The following is a 16,286-nucleotide window of genomic DNA, read 5'->3' on the forward strand; positions in this document are numbered from 1 at the left end:
GAGTGTGGATGTCAGGTTTTGTGAGGTTCAGGCTAAGTTTTGCTAAGCCATTAGCCATAACAATTGATAACAGGCAACCGTTCGTGACCTTGGGTTTTATAAGGTTCTGAGGGTTAACATTTGTTAACAGGCCAGCCAGGAGAAAACCCTTGCTCTGGACGGTAGCCATCATTGCGCCACCTCCCGGAATTCCTTAGTAAAGCGTTCCAGCGGTTGTACGCATTGTGAATGATATCCGTCACGGTAGAACGTCACGCGGTTGGACGTAACACTTTCAACCGTCACCATAGCGCCGTGTGCGTCCTTAAAGCGCTGCTGCGGGCGTGGGATGCTGGTGGTCTTAGTCATGAGCAACCTCCTGATGCTTTGCCATCCAGCGCTGTGACAGGCGGTTTAATTCTGCTTTGCGTTGTTCAAACTCCATGCCCATATCGATCAGCGTGATGTTGGTATTCTCAAGGTAAGCGAAGTGCTCTAGTTGCTTAGCGTTCATGCTGTCGCGTGGCTCACCCTCCACACCGTTTGCCTGCGCCCATTGCTTAGCTGTCAGGCCACCAAGAACAATGCGAGACAGCATGTTGCTCTCATTGGTGTAGTGATGGCGCTGCGTGGTTTTACCTTGCTCCATTCGCGCTAATTCAAGCGCTTCACACATAGCGGTGAAACGACCAGCCGCATTGATACGGGCTTTAAGGTGCTGGCGATACCGGGCGGCAATCTCCGGTACGCTGCGCTGTAACTCCTCCTCGCACTGGATGAAGTAGCGGCGAACGGCTCGGCCTTGTTCGTTGCGCTCGAGCATTGCGATTTCTTTGGCGGTGCTGATAGACAGCAAATAATCCTTACCAGGCCTGCCTACAGTTGCCGGGCTGCAAGCCGCGCCAGTAGGGCTTTTCCCCAATTTTGGGGAAATTGCCTTGTTAACGATGTAATCACTGCCAATAGAAAAGCCATAATCAGTAATGCGGTCGGTGATCCACGTTGAGAAATCTTTGCCAACACCGAGCGCTTTATGCAGATCTCTGGCGCTCACAATATTGGTTTGACGCCCGCCAATCAGACCTGAATTAACCGGCACAATGGCGGCAAAGTCGTTATTGATAATTACGCCCTGGCCTACGTTAGATTGTGGGGCGGCCTCCGAAGTGAATCGGCTTTTTTCGAGTTTCATATTTCAGACTCCGTTATGCGGCGGTGAATGCGTCCGGGTAGAGGTTGAGAATATCGGTTATTTCAGGCTGAGTAAGTCCCTGATAACCACATGCGGCAGCGTTGCTGTTAACCAACTGGATAACTCGCATCACGTCACCACGGCTTACAAAGCGGTAGCGTAGGTGTGAGCCAATGCCATCCGGGTTTTTCTCGTCGATACGCTCAAGCTGAATATCGAGGCGGCGCTCTATTTCAGATGCATAGTTGCGGCCAGACGAAAGACGGCAGTAGCGAAGAATATCGTTCTCTGTCCATCCCTCTACGCCAGTGCGCAGCATATAGACGCGGGCACGATGCTTTTTCGGCGTGCGCTTCATCTGTTGAATAGAGTGGGCTGGTGGCGTAACATCAGATCCGCGAATATCTGAGTTAGCCGCCTGCTGTACTGGGCGGTTTTTCTTTTCCATTACGCTACCTTCCCGCGGCGTTCTGCCAGCCAGTTATGAATCTCTACCGCATCAAATGCGGTAACGCTATCGCTAAGCTTAATTGGGCGAGGAAGCTTGCCGTTCTTAACCCAGCGATCAATGGTAGGCATGGATACGCCCAGCAGCTCCGGCATGCGAAAGCGGCGAATGTATCCCGAGGTAGGTATGGCTGATGATGCCGGTTGAGAGGTATGCATAGCCCCGTAACTCCTGTGATAGTTGGTGTTACGGGCATTAAAGTAAAAATCATCAATGAAGTGAACGACACTAAAAATTAGCATCATGGGACTACTTTTTAGTATCAACTACCTTAGGTTTTCCAGCGGTGGTTCGATCACTTGGAATTCGATCCATATCAGAAATGATTTTTTTGAGAAAATCAGCTGAAGGTTGAGAGTATCCAGCGCCAACAGAATGCCAATGATCTAACGTTGCCGCGGCCCAAGCATCATTTGTTTCGATACCGCTGACGTTTTTACATTCTTCAGGGTAAATTCTCTTGGTATAAATAAGTGCCATCAGGCAGTTTTCACGATTCTGGCTGAAACGTTTAGTATTCCCGTGCTCTTGGGCTGTAATCGCTATTTTCCTTAGCGCCGTTTGTGGTGTCCCCAATTTTGGGGTGATTACCGTACAATTTTCCATACACTCTCTGATGTGAAGAAGCCAAGCCCTTGAGATGTACAAATCACCCGCTTTTAGTAGTAGCTCGCTCTGTCGCATAATTTCATTTTTTGCGGCTTCTTGATCTGGAAATAAATCCTCAGGCAAATCAAATTCTTGTGCACTTGCAAGTAGTAGCATTTCGACATAGTTAAAGTCATCGATATCTACATTGTCGAATGAGGTGGTGAGACATAACCCTATAGCGCCGGAACCATACTGTAAAATTTGGCCTACCGTTCCTCTATTAATATGCCACAGCCCAGATGCTAGACCCGCACTTTGAAGGCCTCCGCGGATTTCTTTTTGCTGCCCTTCATATAAATGTGGATCAAAATAATAAAACTCTGAATTTACTAGGCATTCAGGAGCGTAGGATTCGTGATAAATAACATTTCCATGTTTATCGACATGTTGAACAAGCACAGAAGGTAAGTCATCCAGAATCACGCCAAGATGGATAGCTCCCGTAGAACCCATATGCAACAAATCATCAATCTCGATTTCAAGTAAATCTGCGGCTCTAGCAATAGAAAAATACGTATTTGGCGGAATCTTCTTCATATTACAGTCCGTAAATTAGATTTCTTAATAGGGGTAACGTTGTAATCTTCACCGCGCTCCAGCGCCACCAGCAGATCGGCCCATTGTGCCAGCGCTGCTTTGCGTTCATCAAAATACTGGTGCCGGTTATAGATACCCTCAACGCCTTTGATACGGTGATTAAGACATCTTTCTGCAACTACCGGGTCAATACCCAATGCCGCTAAATGTGTACGAGCTGTGCGGCGGAAGTCGTGAATGGTGAAGTTTGGCATGTCCGGCATTTCTGCGCGTACTTTTGCCAGCGCCACGGGCAGGGTGCTTTCCTGAATGTGTGGAATCATCCTGTTTTGCATCTTTCTGGCTGGCAATACCCATGCGCTGTTGCATGAGAACGTGTAAAGCTCTCTAAGCCATTCAACTGCTGGTGGCGCCAGAGGAATATCTATAGCGTCCCCGTTTTTACTGCGTTCTTCTGGTAAGTGCCAAATGCCTTTGTCCAGGTCGAACTCTTCCCAGCGGGCGGCGCATAACTCCATTTTACGAACGCATAGGGCTAACAATAGTTTGAAAGTGATCTCATTCTGTCGACTGAATCCCTTTGCGGTGCGCATGGCCCTAAATAGCTGGATTAGCTCATCACGGGTTAACCAGCGGTCACGGCTAACTTCCTTCCCACCAGCGTCCGAGACCTCAAATGCGGAACATGGGTTAATCTCCAGAGCGTGCCGTTTGATTCCGTAGTCGAATATGCGGCGCGTCCAGCGTAGAACGTCTGTCGCTATGGTCGGTGCTCCACGGTCTACTATCGCTTTGAGCATGTCATCAATATGGCGTGGCTTTACGTCCTCCACCTTCATGCGTCCAATATGGGGATTAATATCCTTGTCGATCCGGCGGCGTAGTATGTCTGGATGCTTCCAGCGAGGCAGTATTTGGCGTTCAAAGTATTCGGCGGCAAGATCTGAAACGCGCATGGCGTTTTTTTCTGCTTCCATCTTCGCCAGGGCCTTGGCTTTCCGTTCTTGTTTTTCTCCTGCCACGTCATAACCAAGCGCAACGCGGGCGGCTAGTTCTTTGGCGGTCTCTCTGGCTTTAGATAGTGATAGCTCGGCATAGGAGCCAATAACCATAGCCCGTTGCTTACCAGAGAACTTATAGCGGAATCGCCAGCTTGGGGATTGGTCTACCTGTCGGTATCGGAGGTATAGACCGCCACCATCTGCGCGTCCTTCGAAGCGTTCTCCGGCTTTTATCCACGCACGGATCTGCATGTCTGTCAGTTTTGGCATTTTGCGAATATCCAAACTTTGAATAGGGGGTGTACCCAAAGTGATGTACACAAAACTCATTGGGTACACCTTTGGGTACGCCTTAACTATGCGCTTTGTTGCGTCTTTATGATAGCCCATGATAACAAAAAAGCCCGGCTAAATGCGGGCTTTGCTGGTTTTGTGCGTCTTTGTGATAGCTCTTAAGTATTTACTCGATATTCTGAATTTGCTCGCGCATTTGCTCGATCAATACCTTCAGTTCAATCGCGGAATTAGTCACCTCGGCATTGATAGACTTCGATGCCAGAGTATTCGACTCACGGTTGAATTCCTGCATCATGAAGTCCAGACGACGGCCAACCGCCTCTTTTTTCTTCAGAATGTTGTAGGTTTCTTTGACGTGAGCTTCCAGGCGATCCAGTTCTTCAGCCACGTCGATACGCTGTGCCATCAGCACCAGCTCTTGCTCAAGGCGGTTATTTTCCAGCTGCACCTGAGCATCTTCCAGTTTGGCGACCAGACGCTCGCGCTGCCATTGCAGGATTTCCGGCATATGTGCGCGCACTTTGGTGACTTCAGCGCTGACGCCTTCCAGACGCTGCTCGATCAGCGCTTTTAGCGCCTGACCTTCGGTTTCACGCGCGACGACGAAGTCATCCAGCGTACCGTCAAGCGCGGCGAGGATTTCGGCGGCAATGGCGTCCAGATCTTGCTCCTGGGCTGCCATTACGCCAGGCCAACGCAGGATATCAACCGGGTTAATTTCACCTTCATCACTCTGCATTTTGACCCAGTTAGCAGCGCTAACGAGCTGTTTAGCGAGTTTTTCATTCAGAATCAGCTCGCCTTGTGCACTGGCATCAGGCTCAAAACGCAGCGTACATTCGACTTTACCGCGCGTCAGACGCGTGCGAATACGCTCGCGAACCACGGGTTCGAGACTACGGAACTGCTCCGGCAGGCGAAAATAAGTTTCCAGATAACGCTGGTTTACCGAGCGCATTTCCCAGGTAGCGCTACCCCATTCACCCTTGATTTCACGCCGGGCGTAAGCGGTCATGCTGCGGATCATAGACGTTCCTGTTTTTAAAGATGAGATGGGAGGATTATAGCCATCCACGTCTTGTCAGGATAGGAATAACAGTCGGAAGTCCGTATAATGCGCAGCCACATTCGTTTCAAGCCGGAGATTTTATCATGCGTCCAGCAGGTCGTAGTGCCAATCAGGTGCGTCCCGTCACCCTGACCCGTAATTATACAAAACACGCTGAAGGCTCCGTGCTGGTCGAATTTGGTGATACCAAAGTGTTGTGCACCGCGTCTATTGATGAAGGTGTTCCGCGTTTCCTGAAAGGTCAGGGCCAGGGTTGGATCACCGCAGAATATGGCATGCTGCCACGCGCCACACACACCCGTAACGCGCGTGAAGCGGCAAAAGGTAAGCAGGGCGGTCGTACTATGGAAATCCAGCGTCTGATCGCTCGCGCGTTGCGCGCCGCTGTTGATCTGAAGACGCTAGGCGAGTTCACCATTACGCTGGACTGCGATGTTATCCAGGCAGACGGTGGTACGCGCACCGCATCAATTACCGGTGCATGTGTTGCGTTAGCTGATGCGCTGAACAAGCTGGTCGCGAGCGGTAAACTGAAAACTAACCCGATGAAAGGGATGGTCGCGGCGGTCTCCGTAGGTATTGTGAATGGCGAAGCACTTTGCGACCTCGAATACGTTGAAGATTCTGCCGCAGAGACCGACATGAACGTGGTGATGACCGAAGACGGTCGCATTATTGAAGTGCAAGGTACGGCAGAAGGTGAGCCGTTCAGCCACGAAGAGCTACTCACCCTACTGGCATTGGCCCGAGGGGGAATCGAATCCATTGTAGCGACGCAGAAGGCGGCGTTAGAAAATTGATTTTAAAGGCGACTGATGAGTCGCCTTTTTTTTGTCTGTAATAAAGTGAGATGAGGAGCGAATCCATGAAACCGTATCAGCGCCAGTTTATTGAGTTTGCGCTTAGCAAGCAGGTACTAAAGTTTGGCCAGTTTACGCTGAAATCCGGGCGTAAAAGCCCCTATTTCTTCAACGCCGGACTGTTTAATACCGGGCGCGACCTGGCTCTGTTAGGCCGTTTTTACGCCGAAGCGCTGGTGGATTCCGGTATTGAGTTCGATTTGCTGTTTGGCCCAGCGTACAAAGGTATTCCGATTGCGACTACAACGGCCGTTGCGCTGGCTGAACACCACGATAAAGATTTGCCGTACTGCTTTAACCGTAAAGAGGCGAAGACCCACGGTGAAGGTGGCAATCTGGTCGGTAGCGCACTTGAGGGGCGTGTCATGCTGGTGGATGACGTGATCACTGCCGGTACTGCGATTCGTGAATCCATGGAGATAATCCAGGCAAATGGCGCGACGTTGGCAGGGGTACTCATTTCTCTCGATCGTCAGGAACGCGGTCGCGGCGAGATTTCAGCGATTCAGGAAGTGGAACGCGATTATGGTTGCAAGGTGATTTCTATCATTACCCTGAAAGATCTGATTGCCTATCTGGAAGAAAAACCTGAAATGGCAGAACACCTGGCCGCAGTACGGGCGTATCGCGAAGAGTTTGGGGTTTAATCGCTTTTGAATTGCCCGGTGGCGCTAAGCTTACCGGGCCTACGGGTTGCGCAGGCCTGATAAGGTGGACGGCTGTGTTACTGCAATTGAGCGGCAACTAACGGCCAGCGGGTGTCAAAATCATCCGTTGGGCGGTATTTAAATTCGCTACGTACAAACCGGGATAGCATACCTTCGCAGAAAGCCAGTAACTGGCTGGCCAGCAGCGTTTCATCCACGGTGTAGCCTTCACCTTCACGCATTCTTTTTTCTCGTAGAACCTGGCGCAACTGCGCTTCAATGCGCTCAAAAAGTTGGTTAATGCGGCCTTGCAGACGGTCTTGCTCGAACATCAACGCGTGTCCGGTCAGAATTCGCGTCAGGCCGGGATTACGTTCACCGAACCCTAAAATCAACAGAACGATTAGACGCAAGCGCGCGTTAGTGTCCTTTTCATCTTTCAAAATCAGATTGATACGGGTAATCAGACTATCTTCGATAAACTCAATCAGGCTATCGAACATGCGAGTCTTGCTGGGAAAATGGCGATACAATGCCGCTTCGGATACGCCCACAGAGGCTGCCAGTTTTGCTGTCGTGATACGCTGGCTTCCATCACTGGATTCCAGCATCAGCGCCAGAGACTGAAGTATTTCTTCGCGACGATTCCTTTTCGCAGTTTGCTTTTCTACCATGTTACAAAATACCCCTGAAAATAAGCTCTTGCCAGGCAGGCATCCACACAGCGACCGCAAACGACTGTTTGCGGTATGTTATTGCGTTATTACGCTGTGGGATACTTTTCTGCGGGTTACTTGCGCCCGGAATGGCCGAAGCCACCTTCGCCACGATCGGTGGCTTCAAACTCTTCCACCAGATTAAATTCAGCCTGCACGACCGGTACAAATACCATCTGCGCGATACGTTCGCCTGGCTCAATAGTGAAGCTGTCCTGACCACGGTTCCAGATGGATACCATCAGTTGGCCCTGGTAGTCGGAATCAATCAAACCGACCAGATTGCCCAGTACGATACCGTGCTTATGGCCCAACCCGGAGCGCGGGAGCATCACCGCCGCCAGAGAAGGATCGGCGATATGGATGGCTAACCCGGTAGGCACCAGCGTTGTTGCGCCCGGCGCCAGTTCTACGGCGTCATCAAGACAAGCACGCAGGTCAAGTCCGGCAGAACCAGAGGTGGCGTACGTCGGGAGCGGAAATTGTTGCCCTACGCGCGGGTCCAGAATCTTAACGTCGATTTTTTTCATCATAACGGGTCACGATCTCGTCGAGTAATAATTGGCCCAGGAGTTCTTTGCGCTCAAGCGGTAAGACTTTATCTCCATCCTGCCAAAAAAGGTGTAATGCGTTGCTGTCACTGTTAAATCCTTGAGTAGACAGCGAAACGTCGTTCGCACAAATCACATCAAGGTTTTTGCGGAGGCGTTTTTGTCGGGCATATTCTTCCACATTATTTGTTTCGGCGGCAAACCCAACGACAAAAGGCCGGTTAGCATCCAGTGCGGCAACGCCGGCAATAACATCCGGGTTTTTGACCATTTTTACTGTTAATTCATCGCCCTGCGTCGCCTGCTTTTTGATTTTCTCATGGGCGACAGTTTCAGCGCGGTAATCAGCGACTGCGGCGCAGCCGATAAAAATATGCTGTTGTTGCACCGCAGATTGCACGGCGGCTTCCATTTCCAGCGCGGTCATCACATCAACGCGCTGGACAAATGGCGGCGTGGGCAACGAAACCGGACCTGATACCAGCGTGACGTTTGCCCCGCGTTTTGCTGCAGCGGCCGCGATAGCAAATCCCATCTTCCCGGAGCTATGGTTGGAAATATATCGCACGGGATCAAGTGGTTCACGCGTCGGACCCGCCGTAATCATGATGTTGAGATGTTGCAGATCTTTGACAGGTGAAAAATGTTCTGCAGCCATATCCACAATTGTTAAGGGATCCAGCATACGGCCAGGACCGACATCGCCACATGCCTGGCTACCGCTGTCAGGGCCCCAAATGAGCAAACCGCGCGAGGCAAGAATGCCCAGATTGTGCTGGGTAGCGGCAGCGCGGTACATCTGCTGGTTCATGGCCGGCAGCACGGCAACAGACGCGGGTGTTGCCAGACAAATCGTAGAGACCAGATCGTTGGCCATCCCGGCGGCAACGCGAGCAATCAGGTCTGCCGTCGCAGGGGCCAGGATAACCAAATCGGCCCATTTCCCCAGCTCAATGTGACCCATCGCGGCTTCGGCAGCGGGGTCAAGCAGGCTGTCGGAAACGGGGTAACCCGAAACTGCCTGTAAGCTCAGAGGAGTAATAAACGCTTTTGCCGCCTCAGTCATTGCCACGCGAACATCAGCGCCGCGTTCCCGTAAACGACGCACCAGCTCAGGGGTTTTGTACGCAGCAATACCGCCACTGACGCCAAGTACGATTTTTTTACCGGCCAGGCTCATCATGATCTTTCCTGTTGGGTTTCACCAGAAGGCGGATATTTTATCACAATCCGCAATGTGTCGTGCTTTTGCCCGCGATCCAGTTTGCGAGGCGCTACGAAGAACTGATAACAGAGCGTCGATTCACCGTTGGCGTTATGCCACTATGCGGACGCGACAGGAGGGGAAAAGCATGGAAAATACAGGACGTATAATGCCTCGGGAAAAGCTGTTGGCGCAGGGAGCCAGCTCGCTGACCGACGTTGAGCTACTAGCTCTTTTTTTACGCACCGGGATGCTGGGTAAAGATGTGCTGACGCTGGCGAAAGAGATGCTGCAGCATTTTGATTCGCTGTATGGCCTGTTGTCTGCTGATTACATGGAATTCAGCTATGTTCCGGGTATCGGTATCGCGAAGTATGCGCAGCTGAAGGGGATAGCGGAACTGGCAAGGCGTTACTACAACGTACGGGTGATTGAGGAGCGCGCGATACTTAGCCCGGAAATGGCGCGTGAATTTTTGCAAAGCCAGCTCTCGCAAGAGGAACGCGAGATCTTTTTTGTGATCTTTATGGATTCTCAACATCGCGTGATTAAACACAGTAAACTTTTTTCCGGTACGATTAGCCACGTCGAGGTACATCCGCGAGAAATTGTCCGCGAAGCGATAAAAATGAATGCTTCCGCAGTGATCCTTGCGCATAATCACCCTTCAGGCTGTGCAGAGCCGAGCAAAGCAGATAAACTCATCACCGAGCGTGTTGTGAAATGCTGTCAGTTCATGGATATCCGGGTGCTTGATCATCTGGTCATTGGGCGCGGAGAGTACGTTTCTTTTGCGGAACGCGGTTGGATTTAACGCACTTTACGCGATCCATCGGGATCTTTGTCTGTTCGGGACTTGAGCATAACGCCGGGTCAGCGTATACTACGCCACCTTTGAGAATCTCGGGTTTGGCATTTGGGCCTGGCAATCGAGAGTTCACTTAGAACTATGCGATGACCGGGCTGTAAAGCCTGACGAGGCGCCGATACCCCATACGAAGCTCGAGCTAATTTGATTTTTGGAGAATAGACATGTCCCGAGTCTGCCAAGTTACTGGCAAGCGTCCGGTGACCGGTAACAACCGTTCCCACGCACTGAACGCGACTAAACGCCGTTTCCTGCCGAACCTGCACTCTCACCGTTTCTGGGTTGAGAGCGAGAAGCGTTTTGTCACCCTGCGCGTATCTGCTAAAGGTATGCGTGTAATCGATAAGAAAGGCATCGATACAGTTCTGTCTGAACTGCGTGCCCGTGGCGAAAAGTACTAAGTACTTAAAGAGGAAATAAATCATGGCTAAAGGTATTCGCGAGAAAATCAAGCTGGTTTCTTCTGCTGGTACAGGTCACTTCTACACCACCACGAAGAACAAACGTACTAAGCCGGAAAAACTGGAACTGAAAAAATTCGATCCAGTTGTACGCCAGCACGTACTGTACAAAGAAGCTAAAATCAAATAATTTTAGTTTCGATGTAGCAAAAAACCTCGCTTCGGCGGGGTTTTTTGTTTTCTGGCCGTCCCCATATTAATGAGACCTGATACAGCGCCGGAGATGCTATGCCTGAATTACCTGAAGTCGAAACCAGTCGCCGTGGTATTGAGCCGCATCTGGTAGGGGCGACGATTCTACACGCCACTGTGCGTAATGGTCGTTTGCGCTGGCCAGTATCTGAGGAAATCTATCGCCTGAGCGATAAACCTGTACTGAGCGTACAGCGCCGCGCGAAATACCTGCTGCTGGAACTGGCGGATGGCTGGATTATCATTCATCTGGGGATGTCGGGTAGTCTGCGTATTCTTCCTGAAGAACTTCCCGCAGAAAAGCATGATCACGTCGACTTAGTGATGAGTAATGGCAAAGTCCTACGGTATACCGATCCCCGGCGTTTTGGCGCCTGGCTGTGGACGAAAGAACTGGATGGACATAATGTCCTCGCCCATCTTGGCCCTGAGCCGCTGAGCGACGATTTCAACGCCGCTTATCTCCAGCAGAAATGCGCGAAGAAGAAAACGGCGATAAAACCCTGGCTGATGGATAACAAGCTGGTGGTGGGGGTGGGAAATATCTACGCCAGTGAGTCTCTCTTTGCGGCTGGCATTCATCCTGACCGCCTGGCATCATCGCTGTCGAAAGATGAGTGTGGGCTGCTGGTACGCGTTATTAAGGCTGTATTGCTGCGCTCTATCGAGCAGGGTGGAACGACGCTGAAAGATTTTCTGCAAAGTGACGGTAAGCCAGGCTATTTTGCTCAGGAATTACAGGTTTATGGACGTGAAGGTGAGCCTTGCCGCGTATGCGGAGCGCCAATCGTTGCAACTAAGCACGCTCAGCGAACGACGTTCTACTGCCGTCGCTGTCAGAAATAACATTCATTGCAGGCCGGATAAACATTGTCGGCTTACCCGGCTAAAGCGCTACTTCAGCTTATCCATCAGCGCCTGATGAACATTTTTTGGCAGGAAGTGGGTCACGTCACCCTGGTGGCGGGCGACTTCTTTAACCAGCGATGATGAAATAAACGACCACTCTTTAGAAGGCATCAAAAAGACGCTTTCCAGTTGAGGCATTAAGTGGCGGTTCATGTGCGCCAACTGCATTTCATATTCAAAATCAGCCACGGCACGCAGACCGCGAATCAGAATATTAGCCTGATTATCGCGGGCAAAGTTTGCCATTAAATCGCTAAATCCCATGACGTCTACATTACCAAGATGCGCCGTTGCCTGCTGTGCCAGCTGAACGCGTTCTTCCAGTGTGAACATCGGTTTTTTACTGGGGCTTGCGGCAATTGCCAGGATCACGTGATCAAACATGCTTGTCGCACGCGTCACGATATCGAGGTGGCCGTTAGTAATGGGATCAAAGGTTCCTGGATAAATCGCCCGTTTTTGCATGACAGCCCTCAATGCGTTTTGGGTGGCAGGTAAGGTTCCAGCAGCTGCAGCAGACGCTGTAGCGCGCCCTGATTTTGATACAGTACTTCAACAGCATGGCGACCATAAAAATTACGATAATCTTCATCGGTCAGAAGGGACGAAACCTCTTTCGCCAGCGTGGTGACGTCAGTGACGGTGATCAACCCGCTTGCCTGTTCCAGTCGGGCGCAAATGTCTTTGAAGTTAAAGGTATGCGGGCCCATCAATACGGGAATGGCATGTGCCGCTGCTTCCAGTGGGTTGTGTCCACCACGCTCAACCAGAGAGCCACCGACAAAAGCAAGATCGGCAATTCCGTACAGCAGCATCAGCTCACCCATCGTGTCGCCGATAACCACCTGGGTACTTGAGGACGGCACTTCGCCTGAAGAACGTGTGGTAAAGCTTAGACCAGCCTGGCGTACGAGGTTGATGGCATCCGGGAAGCGCTCAGGATGTCTGGGAACCAGAATCAATAAAAGATTCGGGAACTGGTGTAACAGCGCCTGATGAGCAGCGATGATAATGCTTTCTTCCCCGTCATGCGTGCTGGTCGCAATCCATACCGGGCGATGCGGTGCCCACTGGCGTCGCAACGTAACCGCTTTAGCGGCCAGCTGTGGGGTGACAGAAATATCAAACTTCAGGCTGCCGGTGACGGTGACCTGATTGCTTCTGGCACCCAATGTAATGAAGCGAGCACCATCTTCTTCGTTTTGTGCAGCAATCAGCGTAATGCGGCGTAATAGCCTGCTAACAAATTTCCCTAATTTAGCGTAGCCAGCGGCTGAACGAGCAGAAAGGCGCGCGTTGGCTATGACCAACGGGATGTGGCGCTTATGCAGTGCAGCGATCAGATTTGGCCAGAGCTCGGTTTCCATAATTAACACCAGTTTGGGGTCAACTTTATTCAGGAAACGGTTCAACGCATCCGGTAAATCATAGGGAAGATAGATATGTTGAACGTCTGTGCCAAAAGCAGATTGCACGCGCTCAGAACCGGTTGGCGTCATGGTGGTTACCGTGATCGGCAAATCCGGGTAACGATGTCGCAGAGCGCGGACTAAGGGGATTGCTGCCAGCGTTTCACCTACGGAAACTGAATGGAGCATGATGCCGCCTGGTTTCAGTGGGCGGCGATAAAAACCGTAACGTTCACCCCAGCGTTTACGGTACGCCGGAGCTTTACGTCCGCGCACCCAAAGCCGTATCCAGATTAGAGGCTGAATAAGGTAGAAAAGGGCGGTGTAAAGCAATTCAAGCATAATAGTAGCTGGCTTATGGATGTGCTGGGGATTCTATGTATTTAACTATGGCTTTACCATCATTTTTGCTGATTTTTTGAGGAAACTGTACGGATCACGAGAAAGGGGGCCTGAGTTGTGTTGCCCCGCTTGGTAATCTCTGCAGTGGAAGGCTAAAAACGGAATGGTTATGGTCATAAAAACCGATCTCTTTATAGAATATGCCAGAAACATAGCCATTCCTGAAAAGACAATAATATCAATACATTAGCGTTTTTTCTGTGCTTGGTATTTGTTAACTAAATACTTAACATAGAAAATAAAAGCACCGAGGAGATGACCATTGTGTTTTAAATGTGTGCTTTTTCGCGATAGCTGTTTATACGTAGTGGGTGCCAATAAAGGAATATCTTTCCACGGTGAATTATCTCTGGCTATTTTGAAGTATTTGACTTCAGCATAATATTGCGCCCAGTCATGCCAGGGTTTAGTGACGCCGACATAGTGAATGAATACCGTTTGTGATGTGATTTTAAAGGCATCCCCCCCTTTCCTGGCTAACGTATCAATGTTAAAGAATGAATTGAATTTATGGTCAAGAATTTTTACGCGATCATTGAAGAGGACGTTCAACGCATCCTGATCGGGATGTGAGAAACGGTTTTCATTGACCTTTGAAATGACCTGTAGAGTCAAATTAGTATCTTTTAATTCTGGAAGATTAAAATACATGAAGCCTGAGTTGAAGTACAGGCCTGGATTGATACCGGCAACAGCAGACGTATCGACAAAGCTATCATGGACAGCCATTAATACATTGCCATTAAATTCTTCCGTGAGTAACGAGGTAAGGCTTCCTTTACATATAATATCAGAGTCAAGATATATAATGCTGCTGAGTTTATCGGCAAAATAATCGATTGCAATAAGTCTGAAGTAGATCGAATAATTCCATGCCTTAGATGCAGTAGGTAGATTTTTTAATTCATTATCATCCAGTACATAAAACGTAATGCGGGTATTGTATTGGCTTGCCAGGACAGAAAAAAGATGAAGTTGATGTTCATCAAGATAATTAGTGAAAATATGGAAATGGAAGTTCAGATCCCGATTATTTAAAAGTACCGATGTAATTGAAACGCCCGTACCGTAAAGAAAGGGTCTGTCAGCGCCATAGGTAATATTGATGCATGTACTTTTTTTATCGTCATTTTCAATATGTGCATTTTTAATATATTTTACTATATTTTCTTTCACATCCTTTTCCTTTTGATTCTTTCAGAGCGCACGCGTGTTTATGTAAGACAAAATGGCTCTCCTGTCGGCATAGAATAGAACAAACTGTAAAGGAAGGAAAGAGATACTTGGTGACTAAATTTTCTTTATTAATCATTGTGTTATGTGAAAATATTTTTGTGATTAGAATGAAGGTACACCGTGAGAGGAAGAGACTAAAATTAATGGGGGATTTTTACGATGTTATATAATAAGATATGCCCCATAAATCGTGCGAGCGAGTGTTTGTTATTGATTAACAAGGCAATTTTAAGAAGTGAGATTTGAATTTTATGAATCAAGTAAGATACAGTCAAAATAGTAATATCTTGATTTTAAGCAAAGTTGTATTGGTTTTAATGATTTTTGGGTTATTTACGATAGATAATCAAGGGGTGCTAAATATGACCTCTGTGCTCGCTGTAGTTTTATCTATTTACTATATTAAAGCCAATAAAATAGATATTAAAAATATTGTGCTTGATCTCATACAGAAGAGAAAGTTATTGTTACTCTTCACGTTGTGGTGTGTTTTTTGTATTGTGTTTTTCACCTATGAAGATAAATCTCTTGATGCCTTTATTATATTGATAAAAGACTGGCGTTACCCGTTAGTGATGATGTTATTTTTTGGAGCATTCAGTAAGCATATAACCTCACTGAGACGGGTCTTTGTCATTGGGGCGATACTTACTCTATCCTATATTGTCTTAGTAGTGCCGATTTTAAGAATTATAAAAAATAACCCGCAGGAACTGTATCTACAGCTTCGCTATGGTTTCGCATTCTATGTTGTTATGCTATTTCCTTTTGTATTAACAGGGGCGATCTTATTCAAGAATCACTTCCTGAAAACAGTATTATATATCATTTCTGCGCTTGCGTTTGTCTTTTTATCATACACCGGGAGTCGGGCAGGGATCTTAGCAGTTGTTGTAGAGATTTTCCTGATTTCATTTCTGGTGAGTAAAACTATCAAGAGATTTATGGCTGCTACCTGTGGCTTGCTATTTATAATGGTTGCTTTGCTTGTCGGGGCCTACAACACTGTGGGTCAGGTAAAAATGAAAGTCGATCAAACTCTGCAAATGAATAACGTCACATCCAGTCGTGATGAAATCATCTTAGACCGTTTCCCTTTAGTAATGGAAAATATAAACAATGCCGCCTTTGGTATTGGATATGGAAATTCTACATACAATCAATATTTAGAGGGCCATAATGCGCCGAAAAATGGCGGGGTATATTCTGAGCGGAACAAAGGCTATAATATAGATGAACCATTTTTTATAATAATTCTTTATAATGTTGGGGCAATTGGTCTCTTCTTATTTACTGCGGCTTTTTTCATTACATTTAAAGACATATATATTCGAGCCAGAAGCCAAAAAGATATTTTTAGTATTTCATTACTGTGCTCTCTTGTTGGCTATATTCTGGTATATTGTCTATTTGAAAAGATGTTCATAAATGTCTTTTTATTATACAGCATAGCTATCCTGATGTTGTATGACAAAAATGAGTCAGGAAAATTAATGAATTAACATTAAAATGAGCCTATGTAACGTAGTTGAGAATATAGGCTCAATTTTCATAATATGATAAATAGTCTCATATATTGTAAGTATTCATTTTTCTC

At 48.3% G+C, this 16,286-nt stretch carries 20 protein-coding genes; 7 read left to right on the forward strand and 13 right to left on the reverse strand.

The window, feature by feature from the left end:
- Window positions 1–168 precede the first annotated feature (168 nt).
- From IB196_RS00435 to IB196_RS00465, 7 genes are all read right to left on the reverse strand, one after another.
- Window positions 169–348, reverse strand: a complete 180-nt coding sequence (locus IB196_RS00435; protein ID WP_188231962.1) for a DUF4222 domain-containing protein — start codon at window positions 346–348, stop codon at window positions 169–171.
- Window positions 341–1,171 carry an antA/AntB antirepressor family protein gene (locus IB196_RS00440; protein ID WP_188231963.1) on the reverse strand — a complete coding sequence of 277 codons (831 nt, stop codon included), beginning with the start codon at window positions 1,169–1,171 and terminating at the stop codon, window positions 341–343. Before IB196_RS00440 ends, IB196_RS00435 begins: the two co-directional genes overlap by 8 nt.
- A gap of 13 nt (window positions 1,172–1,184) precedes the next feature.
- Window positions 1,185–1,619, reverse strand: coding sequence for a hypothetical protein (locus IB196_RS00445; protein WP_131341477.1), 435 nt, complete (start codon window positions 1,617–1,619; stop codon window positions 1,185–1,187).
- Window positions 1,619–1,837 carry an AlpA family phage regulatory protein gene (locus IB196_RS00450; protein ID WP_049014569.1) on the reverse strand — a complete coding sequence of 73 codons (219 nt, stop codon included), beginning with the start codon at window positions 1,835–1,837 and terminating at the stop codon, window positions 1,619–1,621. Before IB196_RS00450 ends, IB196_RS00445 begins: the two co-directional genes overlap by 1 nt.
- A gap of 91 nt (window positions 1,838–1,928) precedes the next feature.
- Entirely contained in the window at window positions 1,929–2,867 is a 939-nt protein-coding gene (locus tag IB196_RS00455; RefSeq protein WP_188231964.1) for a hypothetical protein, read from the reverse strand.
- Entirely contained in the window at window positions 2,864–4,198 is a 1,335-nt protein-coding gene (locus IB196_RS00460) for a site-specific integrase (RefSeq protein WP_172729729.1), read from the reverse strand. The genes IB196_RS00455 and IB196_RS00460 overlap by 4 nt, the downstream gene beginning before the upstream one ends.
- A 130-nt stretch (window positions 4,199–4,328) precedes the next feature.
- The gene (locus IB196_RS00465; protein ID WP_005122606.1) at window positions 4,329–5,192 is read right to left on the reverse strand and encodes a YicC/YloC family endoribonuclease; all 864 of its coding nucleotides are present in this window, start codon (window positions 5,190–5,192) and stop codon (window positions 4,329–4,331) included.
- A gap of 125 nt (window positions 5,193–5,317) precedes the next feature.
- On the opposite strand from IB196_RS00465, the gene rph reads away from it, so the two are divergent.
- Together rph and pyrE are read left to right on the forward strand one after the other, a co-directional pair.
- Complete coding sequence (rph, locus tag IB196_RS00470; RefSeq protein WP_003024054.1) at window positions 5,318–6,034, forward strand: ribonuclease PH; 717 nt, start codon at window positions 5,318–5,320, stop codon at window positions 6,032–6,034.
- A gap of 65 nt (window positions 6,035–6,099) precedes the next feature.
- Window positions 6,100–6,741, forward strand: coding sequence for an orotate phosphoribosyltransferase (pyrE, locus tag IB196_RS00475; protein ID WP_149691877.1), 642 nt, complete (start codon window positions 6,100–6,102; stop codon window positions 6,739–6,741).
- Window positions 6,742–6,818: 77 nt separating this feature from the next.
- Here the strand turns inward: pyrE and slmA are convergent, their stop codons facing one another.
- The 3 genes from slmA to coaBC form a co-directional block, all read right to left on the reverse strand.
- Window positions 6,819–7,415, reverse strand: a complete 597-nt coding sequence (gene slmA, locus IB196_RS00480) for a nucleoid occlusion factor SlmA (protein ID WP_003827257.1) — start codon at window positions 7,413–7,415, stop codon at window positions 6,819–6,821.
- A gap of 116 nt (window positions 7,416–7,531) precedes the next feature.
- Complete coding sequence (gene dut / locus IB196_RS00485) at window positions 7,532–7,990, reverse strand: dUTP diphosphatase (RefSeq protein ID WP_006687626.1); 459 nt, start codon at window positions 7,988–7,990, stop codon at window positions 7,532–7,534.
- Entirely contained in the window at window positions 7,968–9,188 is a 1,221-nt protein-coding gene (gene coaBC, locus IB196_RS00490) for a bifunctional phosphopantothenoylcysteine decarboxylase/phosphopantothenate--cysteine ligase CoaBC (RefSeq protein ID WP_149691914.1), read from the reverse strand. The genes dut and coaBC overlap by 23 nt, the downstream gene beginning before the upstream one ends.
- Window positions 9,189–9,360: 172 nt before the next feature.
- On the opposite strand from coaBC, the gene radC reads away from it, so the two are divergent.
- The 4 genes from radC to mutM all read left to right on the forward strand — a co-directional run bounded on the left by radC (window position 9,361) and on the right by mutM (window position 11,579).
- Window positions 9,361–10,026 carry a DNA repair protein RadC gene (gene radC / locus IB196_RS00495; protein WP_005122612.1) on the forward strand — a complete coding sequence of 222 codons (666 nt, stop codon included), beginning with the start codon at window positions 9,361–9,363 and terminating at the stop codon, window positions 10,024–10,026.
- Window positions 10,027–10,244: 218 nt separating this feature from the next.
- Window positions 10,245–10,481, forward strand: a complete 237-nt coding sequence (gene rpmB / locus IB196_RS00500) for a 50S ribosomal protein L28 (protein ID WP_002436699.1) — start codon at window positions 10,245–10,247, stop codon at window positions 10,479–10,481.
- Between the two features lie 22 nt (window positions 10,482–10,503).
- Window positions 10,504–10,671, forward strand: a complete 168-nt coding sequence (gene rpmG, locus IB196_RS00505) for a 50S ribosomal protein L33 (protein WP_003024094.1) — start codon at window positions 10,504–10,506, stop codon at window positions 10,669–10,671.
- 98 nt (window positions 10,672–10,769) lie between these two features.
- Window positions 10,770–11,579: a bifunctional DNA-formamidopyrimidine glycosylase/DNA-(apurinic or apyrimidinic site) lyase gene (gene mutM, locus IB196_RS00510; RefSeq protein ID WP_005122614.1), complete on the forward strand. Its 810-nt coding sequence runs from the start codon at window positions 10,770–10,772 to the stop codon at window positions 11,577–11,579.
- 48 nt (window positions 11,580–11,627) lie between these two features.
- Here mutM and coaD read toward each other — a convergent pair whose 3' ends face one another.
- The 3 genes from coaD to IB196_RS00525 all read right to left on the reverse strand — a co-directional run bounded on the left by coaD (window position 11,628) and on the right by IB196_RS00525 (window position 14,629).
- A complete protein-coding gene (coaD, locus tag IB196_RS00515) occupies window positions 11,628–12,107 on the reverse strand; it encodes a pantetheine-phosphate adenylyltransferase (protein WP_005122615.1) in 480 nt (159 codons plus the stop codon).
- Window positions 12,108–12,115: 8 nt separating this feature from the next.
- Window positions 12,116–13,393, reverse strand: coding sequence for a lipid IV(A) 3-deoxy-D-manno-octulosonic acid transferase (waaA, locus tag IB196_RS00520; RefSeq protein ID WP_188231965.1), 1,278 nt, complete (start codon window positions 13,391–13,393; stop codon window positions 12,116–12,118).
- A 246-nt stretch (window positions 13,394–13,639) separates the two neighbouring features.
- The gene (locus IB196_RS00525) at window positions 13,640–14,629 is read right to left on the reverse strand and encodes a glycosyltransferase (RefSeq protein WP_188231966.1); all 990 of its coding nucleotides are present in this window, start codon (window positions 14,627–14,629) and stop codon (window positions 13,640–13,642) included.
- A 311-nt stretch (window positions 14,630–14,940) separates the two neighbouring features.
- Between IB196_RS00525 and IB196_RS00530 the strand changes: the two genes are divergently transcribed.
- The gene (locus tag IB196_RS00530; protein WP_188231967.1) at window positions 14,941–16,191 is read left to right on the forward strand and encodes an O-antigen ligase family protein; all 1,251 of its coding nucleotides are present in this window, start codon (window positions 14,941–14,943) and stop codon (window positions 16,189–16,191) included.
- Window positions 16,192–16,286: the final 95 nt, after the last annotated feature.

It is taken from the genome of Citrobacter sp. C6_1 (genome assembly GCF_014596835.2).
In the GTDB taxonomy this organism is placed as follows: domain Bacteria; phylum Pseudomonadota; class Gammaproteobacteria; order Enterobacterales; family Enterobacteriaceae; genus Citrobacter; species Citrobacter pasteurii.